At 69.9% G+C, this 20,547-nt stretch carries 15 protein-coding genes and 1 tRNA gene; 7 read left to right on the plus strand and 9 right to left on the minus strand.

The genetic code is table 11. The features are described from left to right. Positions 1-35 precede the first annotated feature (35 nt). From rnr to DX914_RS20190, 3 genes are all read right to left on the minus strand, one after another. Positions 36-2,498, minus strand: a complete 2,463-nt coding sequence (rnr, locus tag DX914_RS07815) for a ribonuclease R (protein ID WP_115858431.1) — start codon at positions 2,496-2,498, stop codon at positions 36-38. A 145-nt stretch (positions 2,499-2,643) separates the two neighbouring features. Beyond that, positions 2,644-2,728 (minus strand) — tRNA-Leu (locus DX914_RS07820). 70 nt (positions 2,729-2,798) lie between these two features. Then, a complete protein-coding gene (locus tag DX914_RS20190; protein ID WP_158549213.1) occupies positions 2,799-2,951 on the minus strand; it encodes a hypothetical protein in 153 nt (50 codons plus the stop codon). Here DX914_RS20190 and parC point away from each other — a divergent pair. The 3 genes from parC to DX914_RS07835 all read left to right on the plus strand — a co-directional run bounded on the left by parC (position 2,950) and on the right by DX914_RS07835 (position 6,562). Then, positions 2,950-5,193, plus strand: a complete 2,244-nt coding sequence (gene parC / locus DX914_RS07825; protein WP_115858432.1) for a DNA topoisomerase IV subunit A — start codon at positions 2,950-2,952, stop codon at positions 5,191-5,193. The genes DX914_RS20190 and parC overlap by 2 nt on opposite strands. A gap of 5 nt (positions 5,194-5,198) precedes the next feature. Next, positions 5,199-5,855 (plus strand): thiopurine S-methyltransferase, encoded by a 657-nt coding sequence (locus DX914_RS07830; RefSeq protein WP_115858433.1) that lies wholly within the window; start codon positions 5,199-5,201, stop codon positions 5,853-5,855. Positions 5,856-6,091: 236 nt separating this feature from the next. Beyond that, entirely contained in the window at positions 6,092-6,562 is a 471-nt protein-coding gene (locus DX914_RS07835) for a hypothetical protein (RefSeq protein WP_115858434.1), read from the plus strand. Between the two features lie 57 nt (positions 6,563-6,619). Here DX914_RS07835 and asnB read toward each other — a convergent pair whose 3' ends face one another. Further along, entirely contained in the window at positions 6,620-8,305 is a 1,686-nt protein-coding gene (gene asnB, locus DX914_RS07840) for an asparagine synthase B (protein WP_115858435.1), read from the minus strand. 403 nt (positions 8,306-8,708) lie between these two features. Between asnB and DX914_RS07845 the strand changes: the two genes are divergently transcribed. After that, positions 8,709-11,066, plus strand: coding sequence for a penicillin acylase family protein (locus DX914_RS07845; RefSeq protein WP_115858436.1), 2,358 nt, complete (start codon positions 8,709-8,711; stop codon positions 11,064-11,066). A gap of 145 nt (positions 11,067-11,211) precedes the next feature. Here DX914_RS07845 and dapE read toward each other — a convergent pair whose 3' ends face one another. The 5 genes from dapE to map are packed head-to-tail and all read right to left on the minus strand — an operon-like array spanning position 11,212 to position 17,089. Next, entirely contained in the window at positions 11,212-12,357 is a 1,146-nt protein-coding gene (gene dapE, locus DX914_RS07850) for a succinyl-diaminopimelate desuccinylase (RefSeq protein WP_115858437.1), read from the minus strand. Continuing rightward, entirely contained in the window at positions 12,354-12,713 is a 360-nt protein-coding gene (locus DX914_RS07855) for a Spx/MgsR family RNA polymerase-binding regulatory protein (protein ID WP_115858438.1), read from the minus strand. The genes dapE and DX914_RS07855 overlap by 4 nt, the downstream gene beginning before the upstream one ends. 13 nt (positions 12,714-12,726) lie before the next feature. Next, a complete protein-coding gene (dapD, locus tag DX914_RS07860) occupies positions 12,727-13,626 on the minus strand; it encodes a 2,3,4,5-tetrahydropyridine-2,6-dicarboxylate N-succinyltransferase (RefSeq protein WP_196778847.1) in 900 nt (299 codons plus the stop codon). After that, positions 13,623-16,316: a [protein-PII] uridylyltransferase gene (glnD, locus tag DX914_RS07865; RefSeq protein WP_115858439.1), complete on the minus strand. Its 2,694-nt coding sequence runs from the start codon at positions 16,314-16,316 to the stop codon at positions 13,623-13,625. Before glnD ends, dapD begins: the two co-directional genes overlap by 4 nt. Next, entirely contained in the window at positions 16,313-17,089 is a 777-nt protein-coding gene (gene map, locus DX914_RS07870) for a type I methionyl aminopeptidase (protein ID WP_115858440.1), read from the minus strand. Before map ends, glnD begins: the two co-directional genes overlap by 4 nt. Positions 17,090-17,176: 87 nt before the next feature. Here map and DX914_RS07875 point away from each other — a divergent pair, with 87 nt between their 5' ends. From DX914_RS07875 to tsf, 3 genes are all read left to right on the plus strand, one after another. Next, positions 17,177-18,076, plus strand: a complete 900-nt coding sequence (locus DX914_RS07875) for an MBL fold metallo-hydrolase (protein ID WP_158549214.1) — start codon at positions 17,177-17,179, stop codon at positions 18,074-18,076. Between the two features lie 453 nt (positions 18,077-18,529). Next, complete coding sequence (gene rpsB / locus DX914_RS07880; protein WP_115858442.1) at positions 18,530-19,372, plus strand: 30S ribosomal protein S2; 843 nt, start codon at positions 18,530-18,532, stop codon at positions 19,370-19,372. 146 nt (positions 19,373-19,518) lie between these two features. Next, a complete protein-coding gene (gene tsf / locus DX914_RS07885; protein ID WP_115858443.1) occupies positions 19,519-20,400 on the plus strand; it encodes a translation elongation factor Ts in 882 nt (293 codons plus the stop codon). Positions 20,401-20,547: the final 147 nt, after the last annotated feature.

Below are 20,547 nucleotides of genomic sequence, written 5' to 3' on the forward strand. Positions count from 1 at the left end.
AAGGGGGCTAGGCGCGCCCCCCCGGGCCCAGTGCCTCAGTACTTCTGCTTCACCCGCTTGGCCGGCAGCCCACGCGGCGGCGGCGGCTTCACGCCGCGCTCCTCGACCAGGCGGAAGTCGATCTTGCGGTCTTCCACGCTGGCCTTCATCACCACGATCGACACCCGGTCGCCCAGGCGGAACTCGCGACCCGTGCGCTCGCCCTGCAAAGTCTTGCGGATCGGGTCGAAGTGGTAATAGTCGTGCGGCAGCTGGGTCACGTGGATCAGGCCGTTGACCTTGGATTCGTCCAGTTCGACGAACAGGCCGAAGCTGGTCACGCCGCTGATCGTGCCCTCGAACTCGCCGCCCACGTGCTTTTCCATCCACGCGGCGCGGTAACGCTCGTCGACCTCGCGTTCGGCCTCGTCGGCGCGGCGCTCGCGCTCGGAGCACTGCAGCGCCAGCGCGGCCATCTCGCGCGGCGAATACACGAAACGGTCCGGGCGCTGGCCGCCGATCGCGTGCTTGATCGCGCGGTGCACCAGCAAGTCGGGATAGCGGCGGATCGGCGAGGTGAAGTGGGCGTAGGCCTCCAGCGCCAGGCCGAAGTGGCCCACGTTCTGCGGCGCGTACACCGCCAGGCTCTGGCTGCGCAGCAGCACCGATTCGATCAGGGCCGCGTCGGGGCGCTCGCGCACCTTCTTCAGCAACGCGGTGAAGTCGCGCGGCTGCACCTGCGCCCACGGCGGCATGCGCAGCTTGAACTCCTTGAGGAACTCCTCCAGGTCCGCGTACTTCTGTTCCGGCGGGCGCTCGTGGATGCGGAACGGCGCCGGCACCTCGGCCTGGATCAGGAACTTGGCCGCCTCGACATTGGCGGCGATCATGCATTCCTCGATCAGCTTGTGCGCGTCGTTGCGCTGGAGCATGCCGGCCTGCACCACTTCGCCGCGTGCGTCCAGCACGAAGCGGACCTCGCTGGATTCGAACTCGATCGCGCCGCGGCGCTGGCGCGCCTTCAGCAGCACCTGGAACAGCTGGTGCAGGCGCTGCACCTGCGGCAGCAGCGAGCCGATCACGCCCAGCGCTTCGTCGCGCTCCTGCTCGGGGATGCCCTCGCCCACCGCGTTCCAGACCTGGGTGTAGGTCAGGCGCGCGTGCGAGTTCATCACCGCTTCGTAGAACTTGGAATGGCTGACCAGGCCATCGCGGTCCACCTGCATGTCGCAGACGAAGCACAGCCGGTCGACCTTGGGCTTGAGCGAGCAGATGCCGTTGGACAGCGTCTCCGGCAGCATCGGCACCACGAAACCGGGGAAGTAGACCGAGGTCGCGCGGCGCGTGGCTTCCTCGTCCAGCGGCGTGCCCGGGCGCACGTAGTGCGAGACGTCGGCGATGGCCACCACCAGGCGGAAGCCGTCGCGGTTGGGCTCGCAATAGACTGCGTCGTCGAAGTCCTTGGCGTCTTCGCCATCGATGGTCACCAGCGGCATCGCGCGCAGGTCCACGCGTTGCGCGGCGACCTCCGGCGGCACCGTCAGCGGCACCGCCGCAGCCTCGTCCAGCACCGACTGCGGGAACTCGTGCGGCAGCTCGTGGCCGTGGATCGCGGCCTGCACCGCCAGCGAGGCGGTCAGGCGTTCGCCCAGCACCGTCAGCACGCGGCCGATCGGCGGCCGTTTCGGGTCGGGCGCCTGCAGCAGTTCGCACACCACCAACTGGCCGTTGCTAGCGTCCATGCGCGCATCGGGCGGAATCTGCACGTTACGCTGGATGCGGCGGTCGTCGGGCACCACGTAGCTGATGCCCGACTCCAGCACGAAGCGGCCGATCAAGCGGTTGAGGCGGCGCTCCAGCACTTCGACGATGGCGCCTTCGCGGCGGCCGCGGCGGTCCACGCCGGTCACGCTGGCCAGCACGCGATCGCCGTGCATGGCCTTGCGCATCTCGAACGGCGGCAGGAACAGGTCGTCGCCGCCGCCGGATTCCGGACGCAGGAAGCCGAAGCCGTCGGGGTTGGCGATGACCACGCCGGCGATCAGGTCCATGCGCGCGGCGGGCGCGAATTCGCCCTTGCGGTTCTGCAGCAGCTGGCCTTCGCGCAGCATCGCCGCCAGGCGCTTGCCCAGCGCATCGGCGCGGTCGGGCGCGCTCAGGCCCAGGGTCTGCGCCAGTTCCTCGGCGCGCATCGGGCCGTCGGCGGAGGACAGCAACTGCAGGATGGCCTCGCGGCTGGCGATGGGCTGCTCGTAGCGCGCCGCTTCGCGTTCGGCGTAGGGATCGTGATACGCCGGCGGCGCGCCGTGCGGGCGCGGCGACGGCGCCGCGGCTTTGCGCGCGGGCTTGCCGGACTTGGCCGGCGGGCCGTGCTGCAGGTTCTCGGGCAGCCAGGCCGGTCGCGGCGCGGCTTTCTTGGTGGCGGTCTTTTTGCCGCCCGCCGGCTTGCTGCCGGCCTTCGCGCCGGCGGCGCGGGTGGTTTTGCCGGGTTTGCCCCCGGCCGGGCCTTTTTTACTCATGCCCGTCATGGTCGCACATCACCATGAATACGGCGTCGTCGGGCGGTTGCGGGCGCGCATCGTCTCGACGCGTCGGGCGGCGCCGCGCAAGCACGGAGCCCGAAAACGAAAAACCCCTGATTTCTCAGGGGTTCTTCTTGAAGAGTGGTGCCCAGGAGAGGACTCGAACCTCCACGGTTTTACCCGCTAGTACCTGAAACTAGTGCGTCTACCAATTCCGCCACCTGGGCCTACCGCCGCGCCAGCAGCGCTGCGGGAGGCGTATGTTGCGGTGCGGTGAGGCGGCTGTCAACGGTTTTGTCACAACGCCGGTTCAATGCCCGATCCGGCACAGGCGGCCGCTGCCGCGCCCATCCGGCCGCCGCCCCGCGGCGCGTCCTCGCACGGGGCGAGCAAGAGCGCGACGCCGGTTAGAATCCCGTCGATCCCTATCGCGAGTGCTTTGCGTTCCATGACTGATTCCGTACGTCCGGTCTTCCACGGCTTCGAACAGATCCCGCTGCGCGAGTACGCCGAGCGCGCCTACCTCGACTACTCGATGTACGTGGTCCTGGACCGCGCCCTGCCGTTCCTGGGCGACGGCCTCAAGCCGGTGCAGCGCCGCATCGTGTATTCGATGAGCGAGCTAGGCCTGAACGCCGCCTCCAAGCCGAAGAAGTCCGCGCGCACCGTCGGCGACGTGATCGGCAAGTACCACCCGCACGGCGACAGCGCCTGCTACGAGGCGATGGTGCTGATGGCGCAGCCGTTCTCGTACCGCTACCCGCTGGTGGAGGGCCAGGGCAACTTCGGTTCCAGCGACGATCCCAAGTCGTTCGCAGCCATGCGCTACACCGAGTCCAAGCTGACCCCCATCGCCGAGGTGCTGTTGGGCGAGCTGGGCCAGGGCACGGTGGACTGGACGCCGAACTTCGACGGCACCCTGGAGGAGCCGACCTGGCTGCCGGCGCGCCTGCCGCACCTGCTGCTCAACGGCACCACCGGCATCGCCGTGGGCATGGCCACCGACGTGCCGCCGCACAACCTCAACGAAGTGGTCAGCGCCTGCGTGCGCCTGCTCGACGACCCGGACGCGACCACGCGCGATCTGTGCGAGCACGTGCTGGGCCCGGACTATCCGACCACGGCCGAGATCATCACCCCGCGCAGCGACCTGATCGCGATGTACGAGTCCGGCCTGGGCAGCGTGCGCGCGCGCGCCGTGTACGAGAAGGACAACGGCAACCTGGTGGTCACCGCCCTGCCCTACCAGACCTCGCCGGGCAAGGTGATCGAGCAGATCGCGACCCAGATGCGGGCCAAGAAGCTGCCCTGGCTGGAGGACATCCGCGACGAGTCCGACCACGCCAACCCCACCCGCATCGTGCTGGTGCCGCGCTCCAACCGCGTCGACGTCGAACAGCTGATGGGCCACCTGTTCGCCACCACCGACCTGGAGCGCAGCTACCGGGTCAACTTCAACGTGATCGGCCTGGACGGCCGCCCGCAGGTGAAGGGGCTCAAGGCCTTCCTCGGCGAATGGCTGTCGTTCCGCAGCGACACCGTGACCCGCCGCCTCAAGCACCGGCTGGACAAGGTCGAGCGCCGCCTGCATCTGTTGGCCGGCTTGCTGATCGCTTTCCTCAACCTGGACGAGGTGATCCGCATCATCCGCAGCGAGGACGAGCCGCGGCCGGTGCTGATGCGCCGCTTCGACCTCAGCGAGGAGCAGACCGACTACATCCTGGAAACCCGGCTGCGCCAGCTCGCGCGCCTGGAAGAAATGAAGATCCGCGGCGAAGAAGCCGAATTGGAGAAGGAGCGCGAGCAGCTGATCGCGACCCTGGGCAGCAAGGCCCGGCTGAAGAAGCTGATCAAGGACGAGCTGCTGGCCGACGCCAAGAAGTTCGGCGACGCGCGCCGCTCGCCGCTGGTTTCGCGCAACGCCGCGCAGGCGCTGTCGGAAACCGAACTGGTGCCCAGCGAGCCCATGACCGTGGTGCTCAGCGAGAAGGGCTGGGTGCGCGCGGCCAAGGGCCACGACATCGACGCGTCCACGCTCAACTACCGCGAAGGCGATGCGCTGCTGGGCGCGGCCAAGGGCCGCAGCACCCAGCAGGTGGCGTTCCTGGACTCCACCGGCCGCGCCTACTCCACGGTGATCCACGGCCTGCCCTCGGCACGCGGCAACGGCGAACCGCTGACCGGCCGCTTCTCGCCGGCCGCGGGCGCCTCGTTCCAGGCCCTGGCCGCGGGCGACGACGACCACCGCTTCGTGCTGGCCAGCAGCCACGGCTACGGCTTCGTGACCCGTTTCGAGAACCTCACCGGCCGCAACAAGGCCGGCAAGGCCATGCTTTCGCTCACGCCCAACGCGCGGGTGCTGCAGCCGGCCGCGGTCGGCGACGCCGCCCAGGGCCGGGTGGTGGCGGTGACCAACGTCGGCCACCTGCTCGCGTTCCCGGTGGCGGAACTGCCCGAGCTGGATAAGGGCAAGGGCAACAAGATCATCGACATCCCCAAGGCCAAGCTCGGCACCGAGCGGGTGGTGGCGGTGGCGGTGGTCGCGCCCGGCGCGACTCTGAGCGTGCGCTCCGGCGCGCGCACCATGAGCCTGTCGTTCAAGGACCTGGAGGCCTACCTGGGCGCGCGCGCGACCCGCGGCGGCCTGTTGCCGCGCGGCTGGCAGAAGGTCGAAGGCCTGTCGGTGGAGTAAGCGCGATGGACGCGGACTTCTGGCACCAGCGCTGGCAGGACAACCAGATCGGCTTCCACCAGGACAGGCCCTCGCCGTTGTTGTTGAAGCACTGGCCGTCGCTGGGCCTGGCCGGCGGCAGCCGGGTGTTCGTGCCGCTGGCCGGCAAGACCCTGGACATGGCCTGGTTCGCCTCGCAGGGCCACCGCGTGCTGGGCGTGGAACTGTCGCAGCTGGCGGTGGAGGCCTTCTTCGCCGAACTCGGGCTGACGCCGGAGGTGTCGGAATCGCGCTACGGGAGCCACTACCGCGCCGGCGCGATCGAGCTGATCTGCGGCGACGCGTTCGCGCTCGATGCGCAGGCGCTGGGCGACTGCGCGGCGGTGTTCGACCGCGCGGCGCTGATCGCGCTGCCGCCGCCGTTGCGGCAGCGCTACGCGGACGAACTCTATCCGCGCCTGCAGCCAGGCTGTCGCGGCCTGCTGATCACGCTGGAGTACCCGCAACACGAGAAGCAGGGCCCGCCGTTCTGCGTCAGCGAAGCGGAAGTGCGCGCGTTGTATGCGCGCGACTGGGATGTGACCACGCTGGAACGCCGCGACATCCTGGCCCAGCAACCGGGCTTCGTCGTCGAAGGGGTGACGGCGTTGGAGACCATCGTGTACGCGCTGGGGCGGCGCTGATCTAAAGCAGCGCTGACGTCGCCGCCACCAGCGATGGCGGGTAATCGCCAGCGAACGGCGCGATGCGACGAAACCCGGAATACGCCGACGGATGCGGGTGACGGCGTTCGGGATGGGCCGCAAAATGGACGCGACGGCGCAAAGCCGTCGTTGCTGCCGGCGACGGCCACCGGCGCGATCGCGCCGGATGCGCGTAGCCGGCTTTATCCACCTCAAGAACGCAAGGATCTGCGTCCATGAAGCACTCGAACCATCGCGTCGCCCTGTTGGCGGCCGCCCTGCTGTGCCTGCCCTCAATCGCCGCGGCCGCGCCGCCGCCGGATGCCACCAGCCGCGTCGCGGTCTGCAACAGCGGTTACTTCGCCGAAATGTCGCTGGATTTCGGCAACACCGGCACCACCGCCACCGTCGTGGCCAAGGCCCACCTGGTCAGCAGCCCGGTCGGGCCGTTCCCGCCGAAGCCGCCCTACTTCAACGTCTACGCCTCGGCCTCGCACCGCCCCGACGCGGCCTCGGCCTGGTCCAGCAACGACCAGCAGTCCGACGGCTACGACTCGTATCCGGCGCAGCCGGCGCGCGCGCAGAAGTCGATGTTCCGCACGCCCACCTGCGAACTCGCGGGCAGCGCGGTGGTCAGCGTGCACTGCCCCTCGGGCCAGTGGGAGTACAAGACCCTGGATCGCGTCTGGGTCGGTTGCGGCCTGTAAGGCCGCGCCATCGGCGGATCGCGGCGGCGCATCGGCGCCGCCGCGATCCGCAACACCTCATGCCAGCGCGGCGTGGTGCACACCGGCGATCGCGCGGCCCGAGGGATCGGCCATCTGCGCGAAGGCCGCGTCCCAGGCGATCGCCGCCGGCGAGGAGCAGGCGATGGACTTGCCGCCCGGCACCGTCTCGGCGCAGGCCGTGCCCGGGAACTGGCGTTCGAAAATGCTGCGGTAGTAATAGGCTTCCTTGCTCTGCGGCGTATTGATCGGGAAGCGGCTGGCGGCTGCGGCGAATTCGCGGTCGCTGACATGGGCTTCCGCGTGCGCCTTGAGCCCGTCGATCCAGCCGTAGCCGACGCCGTCGCTGAACTGCTCCTTCTGCCGCCACAGGATCGACTCCGGCAGGTAACCCTCGAAGGCCTCGCGCAGCACCGCCTTCTCGATCCGACCGCCGGCCTTGTCGACCATCTTGGCCTGCGCGTCCATGCGCATGGCCACCTCCAGGAATTCCACGTCCAGGAACGGCACCCGCGGCTCCACGCCCCAGGCCATCATCGACTTGTTCGCGCGCAGGCAGTCGTAGCTGTGCAGGGCGTCGAGCTTGCGCACCAGCTCCTCGTGGAACTCGCGCGCGTTGGGCGCTTTGTGGAAGTACAGATAGCCGCCGAAGATCTCGTCGCTGCCTTCGCCGGAGAGCACCATCTTCACGCCCATGGCCTTGATCCGCCGCGCCAGCAGGAACATCGGCGTGGACGCGCGAATGGTGGTCACGTCGTAGGTCTCGATGTGCTGGATCACGTCCGGCAGCACGTCCAGGCCTTCCTCGAAGGTGTAGGTGAAACCGTGGTGCACCGTGCCCAGCGCCTGTGCCGCCACTTCGGCCGCGGCCAGATCGGGCGAGCCCTGCAGGCCGATGGCGAAGGAATGCAGGCGCGGCCACCAGGCCTCGGCCTGGTCGTCCTCCTCGATGCGGCGACGGGCGAAGCGCGCGGCGCAGGCCGCCACCAGCGAGGAGTCCAGGCCGCCGGAGAGCAGCACGCCGTAGGGCACGTCGCTCATCATCTGCCGGTGCACGGCGCGCTCGAAGGCGCTGCGCAGTTCCTCCTTGCTCACCTGCACGCCCTGCACCGCCTCGTAGCCGCGCCAGCCGGGCTGGTAGTACTTCACCGGCACGCCCACGTCGCTGTCGTAGTAGTGCCCGGGCGGGAACGCGGCCACGTCGTCGCACAGCCGCGCCAGCACCTTCATTTCCGAGGCCACCCACAGGCGGCCGTCGGCATCGTGGCCCCAGTACAGCGGGCACACGCCGATGGGGTCGCGCGCGATCACGTAGCGCCCGCGCGCGGCGTCCCACAGGGCGAAGGCGAAGATGCCGTTGAGGCGGTTGAGCAGCGCGCCCAGATCGCCGCCCTCGCGGTACAGCGCGTTGATGACCTCGCAGTCGGACTTGGTCTGGAAGTCGTAGGGCGCGGCCAGCTGCTGCTCCAGCTCGCGGTGGTTGTAGATCTCGCCGTTGACCGCCAGGGCCAGCTCGCCGTCGGCTGAACGCAGCGGCTGCGAGCCGCCGGTAGGATCGACGATGGCCAGGCGCTCGTGCACCAGCAGCGCGCGCGGGTCGACGCTGACGCCGGACCAATCGGGGCCGCGGTGACGCTGCCGCGCCGACAGGGACAGGGCCAGCGGCCTGAGCGGTCTCAGGTCGGCGCCGGGGCGGAGGTCGAACAGGCCGAGGATCGAGCACATAACGGAAATCTCCAGTGGGGCTGCTTTTCTTTAAGTCCCCGGCCATGGATGGCCGGGCTCTTGTTCAAGGACGAACGACAAAATCCAGGACCTAGAAACGAAAAAGCCCGCGCTTTTCGGCGCGGGCTTCTTGAGCGATTGAGCGTGTGTTGCGCGCGCTAATCGCCGGCCCGCGGGAGGCTGGCGTTATTGCGATTGTTATTGTTCGCCGCGGCCACGGCCGTGCCGCCGCCGGGGGCGGTGACGATCTGGGCGGTGACGAAAACGCGGCTCATGGCTCGATCCTGCTTCAGGCCGGGACGGTTTGCAAGCGGGGGCGGCGGCGGCCGGCCCCTGTCACTTTGGAAACGCGCCCCCCGGCACGCCCCGGCCATGGGCTAAGCTGCGCCGCGGAGGGGAGCTCATGCGTCGATGGATCAAGCGCGGCCTGGCCGCGGTGCTGGTACTGGCTCTGATTGCGGCGGCGGGCGCCTGGTGGCTGTTGCGCGCCAGCCTGCCCAGCCTGGAAGGCGAACTGGCGTTGGCGGGTTTGTCGGCACCGGTCGCGGTGCAGCGCGACGCCCAAGGCGTGGTCACCGTGGACGCGGCCAACGAGGCCGACGCGATGCGCGCGCTGGGCTACGTGCACGCGCAGGAGCGCTATTTCGAAATGGACCTGCTGCGGCGCACCGCCGCCGGCGAGCTGTCGGCGCTGTTCGGGCCGGTCGCGGTCGAGGTGGACCAGCGCCGGCGCATGCACCGGCTGCGCGCGCGCACCGAACAGCACCTGGACGGTTTTGCCGGCGAGCAGCGCGCGCTGCTGCAGGCCTACACCGACGGCGTCAACGACGGCCTGGACGCGCTGGGCGCGAAACCCTGGCCCTATCTGCTGCTGGGCACGCAGCCGCAACGCTGGCAGCTGGCCGACTCGGCCCTGGTCGGCTTCGCCATGTACTTCGATCTGCAGGACGGCGACAACGCGCGCGAACGCGCGCTGTGGACGCTGCGCGGGGCCACGCCGACGGCGCTGTACGCCCTGCTCACCCACGATGGCAGCAGTTGGGACGCGCCGCTGTTCGGCACCGCCCGCGGCGACGCGCAGCTGCCCGACGCCGCCACCCTGGACCTGCGCTCGCTGCCGGCGCCCAGCGCCGACGCGCCGGTGCGGGTGCCGTACCGCAACGAGGTCGGCAGCAACAACTTCGCCGTGGCCGGCAGCCACACCCGCGACGGCCGCGCCATCGTCGCCGACGACATGCACCTGGGCCTGCGTGCGCCCAACCTGTGGTTCCGCGCGCGCCTGCGCTACGCCGATGCGCGCGCGCCCGAGGGCCGCGTGGACGCCAGCGGCTTCACCCTGCCCGGCCTGCCTGCGCTGGTGGTGGGCAGCAACGGCCACGTGGCCTGGGGCTTCACCAACAGCTACGGCGACTGGCTGGACTGGAAGCTGGAACCCGGCTGCGCCGGCGACGCGCCCAAGGCCTGCGCGGGCCTGCGCACCTACGAGGAACGCATCGAGATCAAGGGCGAGCCCGCGCGCGTGTTGCGCGTGCGCGAGACCGCCTGGGGACCGCTGATGCGCGACAACGCCGACGGCAGCGCGCTGTCGCTGCGCTGGTCCGCGCACCTGCCCGGCGCGCTGAACCTGGAGCTGGCGCGGCTGATGCGCGCCGGATCGCTGGATCAGGCGCTGAGCGACGCGCAGCGCATCGCCTTGCCGGTGCAGAACCTGCTGGTCGCCGACCGCAGCGGCCGCATCGCCTGGCGCCTGCTGGGGCCGATACCGGAACGCGCGGCGGGCTGCACGCCGGCCGTGCCGATGGCCGCCGACGCGGCCTGCCCGCCCTGGGGCCTGCGCACCGACCGCGCGCCGCAATTGGTCGACCCGCCCAACGGCCGCCTGTGGACCGCGAACTCGCGCACGCTGCAAGGCCCGGAGCTCGCGCGCATCGGCGACGGCGGCCTGGTGCTGGGCGCGCGCGCGCAACAGATCCGCGACGACCTGCTGAGCAAACAGCGTTTCGACGAACGCGACCTGCTGCGGGTGCAGCTGGACGACCGCGCGATCTTCCTGGCCCGCTGGTGGAAGCTGCTGCGCGAGCAGGCCGCAAGCGCCAAGGATTCGCCGACGCTGAAGGAACTGGCCGCGGCATCGGCGCAGTGGGAAGGCCGCGCGGTGCCGGAATCGGTGAGCTACCGCTTGGTGCGGGCCTGGCGCCTGGCCGTGCACGACCGCCTGATCGACGGCCTGACCGCACCGGCGCGCGCGAAGCTGGGGGCGGATTTCGAGCTGCCGGAACTGGCGCAGTTCGAAGGCGTGGCCTGGCCGCTGGTAACCGAACGGCCGATGCATCTGTTGCCGCGTCGCTACGCCTCCTGGGACGCGCTGTTCGAGGATGCGGCGCGCCAGGTGCGCGACGATCTGGCCCAGCAAGGGCCGCTGGCGCAGCGGCGCTGGGGCGAGCGCAACACCGCGGCGATCTGCCATCCGATTTCGCGCGCCCTGCCCGGCTTCGCCAAGCCCGCGCTGTGCATGCCCGCCGACGAGCTGCCGGGCGACGTGGCCATGCCGCGCGTGCAGCGCCAGGATTTCGGCGCGTCCGAGCGCATGGTGGTGTCGCCGGGGCGCGAGGCGCAGGGCTACATCCACATGCCGGGCGGCCAGGCGGGGCATCCGCTGTCGCCGTATTGGGGCGCGGGCCACGACGACTGGGTACAAGGCCGGCCGACGCCGTTTTTGCCGGGCGAGACGAAGTACCGGATGACGTTGAAGCCGCGGTGAGGCTAAAAGCCAATCCCCCCTAGCCCCCTTTTTTAAAGGGGGGAACAGCTACGACGGCGCTCTCGCTTTCGCCCCCCTTTTGCTTTTGACCCCCCCTTTGAAAAAGGGGGCTAGGGGGGATTTGCCGTTGCTGTTGCTGTTGCCGTCACCGCCCCATCAACCGCTCGATCAGCGCCAGATACAAATCCGGCAGCGCCTCCAGATCGGCCACCGACACCTGCTCGTCCACCTTGTGGATGCTGGCGTTGACCGGACCGATCTCGATGCACTGCGCGCCCAGCGGCGCGATGAAGCGCGCATCGGAGGTGCCGCCGCCGGTGCTCTCTTCCGGCGCGGCGCCGGAGAACGCCGCCAGCACTTCGCGCGCGGCCGCGCGCAAGGGGCCCTCGGGCGTGTAGAACGGCTCGCCGCCGCGCTGCCATCGCACTTCGAACTCCAAACCGTGCGCCTGCAGGATCGCCTCGCACTCGCGCTCCAGCTGTTCGGCGCGCCAGGTCGGGTTGTAGCGCAGGTTGAACAAGGCCTGCAGCTCGCCCGGGATCACGTTGTTGGCGCCGGTGCCGGCGTTGATGTTGCTGATCTGCAGGCTGGTCGGCGGGAAGGTCTCGTAGCCTTCGTCCCAGCGCCGCGCGGCCAGTTCGGCGAACGCCGGCATGGCCTGGTGGATCGGATTGCGCGCCTTCTCGGGATAGGCCACATGGCCCTGGATGCCGCGCACGCTGAGCGTGGCCGACAAGGTGCCGCGACGGCCCACGCGCAGCAGGTCGCCCAGCGCCGCCTTGGACGAGGGCTCGCCGGTTACGCACCAATCGATGCGCTCGCCGCGCGCGCGGAAGGTCTCGGCCACGCGGCGCACGCCGTCGATGGCCACGCCCTCCTCGTCCGAGGTCAGCAGCAGCGCGACCCGGCCCGCATGCGCGGGATGGGCGGCGACATAGCGCTCCAGCGCGACCACGAACGCGGCCACGCTGCCCTTCATGTCGGCCGCGCCGCGGCCGTAGAGCACGCCGTCGCGGATCTCGGGCAGGAACGGATCGCTGCGCCAATCCTCGACCGGGCCCGAAGGCACCACGTCGGTGTGGCCCAGCAGCACCAGGGTCGGGCCCTCGCCGTCGCCGTGCACGGCCCACAGGTTGTCGACCTCGCCGTAGCGCAAGTGCTCGCATCGGAAGCCGGCGTTGCGCAAACGCTCGGCGATCAGCGCCTGGCAGCCCAGGTCCGCGGGCGTGACCGACGGCCTTGCAATGAGCTCGCAAGCCAGCGCCAGCACCGGGCTTTGAGCGGCGCTCACTGGCCGATCCCGAAGCGCTGCTTGAAACCGTTGTCGCTGAAGCCCTGGCTGATGTGGCCGTCGTCGGTGATCACCACCGGCCGGCGGATCAGCTGCGGATACTCCTTCAGCAGCAGCTTCCACTCCGCATCCGAGGCCGGCTCCTTGCGGTTGGGCGGCAACGTGCGCCAGGTGGTGGAGGACTTGTTGATCATCGCCTCCCAGCCGCCGAGCCGGTCCTTCCACGCGACCAGGGTCTCCGGCGTCTGCCGGTTATCGCGATAGTCGACGAAGCTGTGAGCGACGCCGAAGCGGTCCAGCCACTTGCGGGCCTTCTTGCAGGTATCGCAGTTGTTGAGTCCGTAGAGCGTGGTCATGTATGGGTTCGCTTCAGTCCGCCAGGCCGCGCAGCAGGTCGTTGATGCTGGTCTTGGAGCGCGTCTTGGCGTCCACCTGCTTGACGATCACCGCGCAGTACAGCGAATGCGAACCGTCCTTGGCCGGCAGCTGGCCGGACACCACCACGCTGTACGGCGGCACGTAGCCGTAGCTGACCTCGCCGGTGGCGCGGTTGTAGATGCGGGTGCTCTGGCCCAGGAACACGCCCATGCCGATCACGCTGTGGTGGCCCACGACCACGCCTTCGACCACTTCCGAACGCGCGCCGATGAAGCAGTGGTCCTCGATGATGGTCGGCGAGGCCTGCAGCGGTTCCAGCACGCCGCCGATGCCGGCGCCGCCGGACAGGTGGCAGTGCTTGCCGATCTGGGCGCAGGAACCGACCGTGGCCCAGGTGTCGACCATGGTGCCTTCGCCCACGTGCGCGCCGATGTTGACGAAGCTGGGCATCAGCACCACGTCCTTGCCGATGTGCGCGCCGCGGCGCGCGATCGCGCCGGGCACCACGCGCGCGCCGAGCTTGCGGAAGTCGGATTCGCCATAGCCTTCGAAACGCGCCGGCACCTTGTCCCAGAACGGCGCCGGATCGGCCTCCACCAGCTGCATTTCGTTGACCCGGAAGTAGAGCAGCACCGCCTTCTTGAGCCACTCGTTGACGGTCCAGCCGCCCTTGCCGTCGGGCTCGGCGACGCGGAACTCGCCCTGCTCCAGGCCCGAGATCACCCGCTCCACCGTCGGCCGGGTCGAGCCTTCGATCTCGTCGGGGGTGAGCATGCTGCGGCGCTCGAAGGCGCTGTCGATCATGAACTTCAGCTCGTCCACGCCGGGCGCCTTGGGCGCGGCGGGCTTCTTGCGGACGGTCTTCTTGCTGGCGGTCTTGGCGGGGCTCATTGGTGGTCTCCTTCCAGGCAGGCGTGCAATGCCGCGCGCAGCGCCTGCTGTTGCGTGTCGTCGAGCGCGCGGTCGCGCCCGTCGGGGTCGGTGGCGGTGGTCGCAGTGATTTGGAACATGTCTTCGGCGCGCTCGCCGAAGGTGGCGATGCGGGCGTCGTGCACGCGCAGGCCCTGGTTGCGCAGGGTCATGGCCACGTCGGCCAGCAGGCCCGGGCGGTCGGTGCAGACCAGGCTGAGCAGGGTGCGCTCGCCGTGGGCGCTGTCGTTGCCGGATTTGTCGACGGTGTTGAAGCCGATCTGCGGCACGATGCGGAAATGCTTGAGGTGGCGCGGCTGGGCGCGGCGCGCGGGGCGCACGCGGTCCAGCGGCGCGGCCAGCGTCGCGGCCAGCCGCCGCTCCACGTCCTCGGCCGTGGGCGGATGACGCGGATCGGTGGGAATCACTTCGAAGGTATCGAAGATCGTGCCCTGCGGCCCGTCCAGCACGCGCGCCTGCTGGATCGCCAGGCCCAACCGGTCCAGGGTGGCGACGATGGCGGCGAACAGGCCGTCGCGGTCGGGCGAATGCACGAACACTTCCAACGCGCCGGCGTGCGCGCTGACCGGCCGCGCACGCACGCAGGTGTCGCCCACCAGCACCCCGCGCAGCGACGCCGCCTGCCAGGCGATCTGGTCGGGGCGTCCGCGCTGGAAACCGATCTCGGGCATGCGCGCGAACAGCGCATCGATCTCGGCATCCTGGCTGCCGAACGCGGCCAGCATGGCCTGCGCGGCGGCGCGGGTCTCGGCCGCGCGCTCGGCGCCGGCCACCGGATGCTCCAGGCCCCGACGCAGGGCCAGGCGGGTGGCGGTGTACAGATCGGCCATGAGCCGGTCCTTCCACGCGTTCCACAGCTTGGGCGAGGTGCCGGCGATGTCGGCGCAGGTCAGCAGATACAGATGGTCCAGGCGCTCGCGGTCGGCGACCTTGCCGGCGAAGCGGTGGATCACCTCCGGATCGGCGATGTCCTGCTTCTGCGCGGTCACCGACATCAGCAGGTGCTGGCGCACCAGCCATTCGACCAGCGCGGTGTCGGCCTCGCTCAGGCCCATGATCGTGCCGAAGCTGCGCGCGTCGTCGCCGCCGAGTTCGGAATGGTCGCCGCCGCGGCCCTTGGCGATATCGTGGAACAGGCCGGCCAGCAGCAGCAGTTCGGGCTTGCGCAGGCGCGGCCAGACCTCGTGGGCGATGCTGAAACGCTCGTCGGCCACGCCCGAGGCGAAGCGCGCCAGATTGCGCAGCACCGCCAGGGTGTGCTGGTCCACGGTGTAGACGTGGAACAGGTCGAACTGCATGCGCCCGGAGACTTTCGAGAACGCCGGAATCCAGCGGCCGAGCACACCCAGGCGCGCCATGCGCTCCAGCGCGTGCACCGGGTGCGGGCCGCGCAGGATCGCCAGGAAACGCTCGCGCAGCGCCGGCTCGGCCTGGTCGTAAGTAGGCACGCGCGACAGCGATTCGGCCAGGGTGCGCGCGGTGCGCGAATGCAGGCCGCGCACCGCGTCGTGCGAGGCCCAGGCGGCGAACAGGGCGAAGATGTCGTGAGCGTCGCGCGGCCACTGCGGCGAGCGCGCGGCGATGTAGTCGCGGCGCAGCTCGAAAGCCTCGAACGCGCCGGACAGCGGCACCGCCACCGGCTCGCCTTCGATCTGCTCCTCGTAGCGCTGCAGCAGGCGTTCGCCGATGCGCAGCACCAGCGCGGCGCTGCGGTAGAAGCCCTGCATCATCTGCTCGACCGCCAGGTTGTCGGCGTTGTCGACGTGGCCCAGACGCTCGGCCAGCAGCTTCTGGTAGTCGAAGCGCAGCCGTTCCTCGCGCTTGCGCGCGACCAGATGCAGGCCGAAGCGCAGCCGCGACAGCGCGCGGCGCTCGCGCTCCAGCGTGCCCAGCTCGTCCACGCCGAGCTGGCCGATGGCCACCAGCGATTCCAGGTCGGCGGTGCCGATGATGCGCAGCGCCATCCAATGCAGGGTCTGCACGTCGCGCAGGCCGCCGGGACCTTCCTTGAGGTTGGGCTCCAGGTTGTCGGCGGTGTCGCCGTAGCGCGCATGGCGCTGGCGCAGCTCCTCGCGCTTGGCCAGGAAGAATTCGCGCGCCGGCCACAGGTACAGCGGCGCGATCGCCGCGCGCAGGGTGGTGCCGGCATGGCTGTCGGCGGCCAGCGCGCGCGCTTCCAGCATCGCCGTCAGCACGGTGATGTCGGCCGCGGCCTCGGTGCACTGCGCGGCCGAACGCACCGCGTGGCCGACCGGCAGACCGGCGTCCCACAGCAGGGTGAAGAAGCGGCCCAGGGCCTCGGCGTGCTCGGCCTGGGCCTCGGGCTCGGCCAGCACCAGCAGGTCGATGTCGGACTGCGGAAACAGTTCGCCGCGGCCGTAGCCGCCCACCGCAAACAGCGCCAGCGGCGCGTCGGCGGGCAGCAGTTCGCGCCACAGCGCGCGCAGTTCGGCGTCGACCGCGTCGGCGCGCGCGTGCAGCAGGCGGTCGATGTCCAGTTCGCTGCCGCCGGCCAGCGCGTCGAAACGCTGCGCCAGCGCCGCGTCCACCGCGGCCATGGCCGCGCGCACCGACGCCGCGCGTTCGGCGCCCTGCGCCGTTGTTGCGCCCGGCTCCGCCAGGCCCGACCCGGCGGGGGCGCTACCGGTCATAGGTCGTTGTCGTCGCCGGGCAGCCGGGTCAGGATCTCGACGCCGTCCTCGGTGACCGCCACCGTGTGCTCCCACTGCGCCGAGAGCTTGCGGTCCTTGGTGACCACGGTCCAGCCGTCGGGCAGCAGCTTGGTGTGGCGCGTGCCCTCGTTGATCATCGGCTCGATGGTGAAGGTCATGCCCGGCTTCAGCACCAGACCCTCGCCGGCACGGCCGTAATGCAGCACCTGCGGGTCCTCGTGGTAGATGCGGCCGATGCCGTGGCCGCAGTACTCGCGCACCACGCTGAAGCGTTCGCCCTCGGCGTACTGCTGGATCGCCGCGCCGATGTCGCCCAGGGTCGCGCCCGGCTTGACCGTGCGGATGCCGCGGAACATGGCCTCGCGGGTCACGTCGACCAGGCGCTTGGCCATGACCGACGGCGTGCCGACCACGTACATGCGGCTGGTGTCGCCGTGCCAGCCGTCCTTAATCACCGTGACGTCGATGTTGACGATGTCGCCGTCCTTGAGCACCTTGGATTCGCTGGGGATGCCGTGGCAGATCACGTTGTTGACCGAGGTGCACACGGTCTTGGGGAAGCCCTTGTAGCCGACGTTGGCCGGGATCGCCTGCTGCACGTTCACGATGTGGTCGTGGCAGAGCTTGTCCAGCGCCTCGGTGCTCACGCCGGGCTTCACGTGCGGGGCGATCATCTGCAGCACTTCGGCGGCCAGGCGGCCGGCGACGCGCATCTTCTCGATGTCTTCGGGTGTTTTGATGGTGATGGCCATGCGGGCATTATCGCCTATTCACGCCCCCCGATCATGGCGGCGCGCGGGCCACAGCGTGCCGTGGCCGCCCCTGCCGGAGTCTTCCGCATGTCCTTGCGCCGCGTTCGCCCCCTGTTGCTGGCCCTGAGCTGGGCCGCCTGCGCTCTGAGCGGCGCCGCCGCGGCCGCCGATGCGCCGCCCGCCGCGCCGGCCTGGATGGAGTTGGCGCCGGGCCTGTCGGCCTGGCAGGGCCCGGCGACCACCGTGCTGCTGGCCGAATCCGAACAGGGGGCGCTGCTGGTGGACAGCGAGCTGGAAAAGACCGCGCCGGCACTGTTGCAGGCCCTGGCCGGGCGCAAGCCGCTGCGCTACGTGGTCAACACCCATTGGCACGGCGACCACGTCGGCGGCAACCGCGCCCTGGCCGCGGCCGGCGCCACCGTGATCGCGCATGAGAACGCGCGCCGGCGCATGGCCGAGGACACCTTCCTCAAGCACCACAACCGGGTGATTCCTGCCCTGCCGGCGGAATTCCTGCCCACCCTGACCCTGGCCGGCGGCGGCCGCCTGCACCTGGGCGGGCTGGAGGCGCGGCTGATCCACGTGCCGGCCGCCCACACCGACGGCGACCTGCTGGTCCACTTCCCCGCCGCCAACGTGCTGCACATGGGCGACTGCTACTTCAACGGCCTGTACCCGATCATCGACACCGGCACCGGCGGCACGGTCGACGGCCTGATCGCCGCGCTGGACCGCGGCCTGAGCCTGGCCGACGGCCGCACCCGGATCCTGGCCGGCCACGGCCCGATCGGCGGCCGCGACGATCTCAAGGCTGCGCGAGACATGCTGATCCAGGTCCGCGACCGGGTCGCCGCGCTCAAGCGCGCCGGCCGCAGCCGCGAAGAGGTGCTGGCCGCCGCGCCCACCGCCGACCTGGACCCCCGCTGGGGTCAGGGTTGGGTGAAGCCGGCGCAGATCGTGAGCTCGGTTTACGATTCGCTGCCTTGAGATGGGTTAGCCGTGCCTAGAGCGGGTTAACCGCACCCACGTCCGTCCTTACCCGTACCCGTCATTCCGGCGAAAGCCGGAACCTGTGTTGATTTTCGGGGCGGTGGTGGGAGCAACAGCAAAATGGGTTCCGGCTTTCGCCGGAATGACGGGGGTGGGGAGCCGAACGGGCGCGCCGCCCGCCCGGTTGCTCCAAGTCCCCGTCCGGGCTACACTTTCACGGCTTTGCGGCCGGTTTCGGCCCCAACGCACCGCCCACGCCGGGCGTCACCGGCGAATACACACCCGCTGCCACAGCCCGTGCCGGGGTGCCTCGTACGAATGAATTCGTATGCGGTTCGGTCACGGAAGCAGCGGGGAGGCCCAACCCCGGAACCTCGCACCGCAGCCCACCTGCGGCGCACCGCCCATCACTGTCGCGGCGGCCGGTTCCATTGCCCTCGGAGTCATGCAATGCCCCAGATCACCATGCGCCAGATGCTGGAAGCCGGCGTCCATTTCGGCCACCAGACGCGCTACTGGAACCCCAAGATGGGCCCGTACATCTTCGGCGCCCGCGGCAAGATCCACATCATCAACCTCGAGAAGACCGTTCCGCTGTTCAACGACGCGATGAACTTCATCTCGGGCGTCGCCCAGAAGCGCGGCACCATCCTGTTCATCGGCACCAAGCGCTCGGCGCGCGAGTCGATCAAGGAAGAGGCCGAGCGTTGCGGCATGCCGTACATGACCCAGCGCTGGCTGGGCGGCACCCTGACCAACTTCCGCACCGTGAAGCAGTCGGTGCAGCGCCTGAAGGAGCTGGAAGCCGGCGAAACCGACGGCAGCTTCGCCAAGCTGGTCAAGCACGAAGTGCTGGGCCTGCGCCGCGAGCGCGAGAAGCTGGAAGCCTCGCTGGGCGGCATCAAGGAAATGAACCGTCTGCCCGACGCGCTGTTCGTGATCGACATCGGCCATGAAGACATCGCGATCAAGGAAGCCAAGAAGCTCGGCATCCCGGTCATCGCCGTGGTCGACACCAACTACGATCCGGCCCTGGTCGACTACGCCATTCCGGGCAACGACGACGCCATCCGCGCCGTGCAGCTGTACGCCCGCGCCGCCGCCGACTCGGTGCTGGAAGGCAAGGCCGCCGCTCCGGCCGCCGGCGCCCGCGAAGACGACTTCGTCGAGCTGGACGCCGAAGGCAACGCGGTGGTGAAGGAAGACCGCAAGGCCGCCCCGCGCGGTCGCGCCCCGGCCAAGAAGGGCCCGGCCCCGGCCGGCGCCAAGAAGGACGCTCCGGCGGCCGAGTAAGCGCACTGTCACGCAGCCGCACCACAGTGTGCGGCTGCGTGCCGAACGAATCCGACCGGGTAGAGGCGGCGTAAGCCGCGAGCGCAGCCGCGCGGGTCGCGGCTTACGCCGCCCCTACCCGGCCACACGAATATTGAGGTAACCCCATGGCTGAAATCACCGCTTCCCTGGTCAAGGAACTCCGCGAGCGCACCGGCGCCGGCATGATGGAGTGCAAGAAGGCCCTGACCGAAAACAACGGCGACATCGACGCCGCCGCCGAATGGCTGCGCAAGTCGGGTCTGGCCAAGGCCGACAAGAAGGCCGGCCGCGTGGCCGCCGAAGGCCGCATCGCCGTGGCCCACGACGGCGGCAAGGCTGTGCTGGTCGAGATCAATTCCGAGACCGACTTCGTCGCCAAGGACGATAACTTCCTGGCCTTCGTCAACTCCGTCGCCCAGGCCGCCCTGGCCTCCGGCGCCACCGACGTCGAAGCGCTGAAGGCCGCCAAGCTGGCTTCGGGCGAGACCGTCGAGGAAAGCCGCGCCGCCGCGATCGCCAAGCTCGGCGAGAACATCCAGATCCGTCGCCTGGCCAACGTGGACAGCGCCAACAACGTCGCGGCCTACGTGCACGGCGGCAAGATCGGCGTGCTGGTCGAGGTCAAGGGCGGCGACGCCGAACTGGCGCGCGGCCTGGCCATGCATGTGGCGGCGATGAACCCGCCGTACATCAAGGCCGGCGACGTCCCGGCCGACTTCGTCGCCAAGGAAAAGGAAATCGAACTGGCGAAGATGACCGACAAGGACAAGGCCAAGCCGGCCGACATCCTGGAGAAGATCATCGGCGGCAAGATCGCCAAGATCGTCAACGAGGTCACCCTGTACGGCCAGCCCTACGTGCTGGACACCAACCAGTCGGTCGAGCAGGTCCTCAAGGCCGCCGGCGCCGAAGTGGTCGGCATGCAGCGCCTGGCCGTGGGCGAAGGCATCGAGAAGCAGGTCGACGACTTCGCTGCCGAAGTGATGAAGCAGGCCGGCCTGGCGTAAGCCGCCGCGCTAGCGAAGCGAGACGAAAAAGGCCGCGGAATCCGCGGCCTTTTTCTTTGGGTGCCGCCGCGCCGGGTTCGCTGGGCGGGTTCCGGTGGGAGGGGCGCGAGCCGCGACCCGGAGCTCCATAGGCCGGTGGTGCTTCGA

Source organism: Lysobacter silvisoli (assembly GCF_003382365.1).
GTDB lineage: Bacteria > Pseudomonadota > Gammaproteobacteria > Xanthomonadales > Xanthomonadaceae > Lysobacter > Lysobacter silvisoli.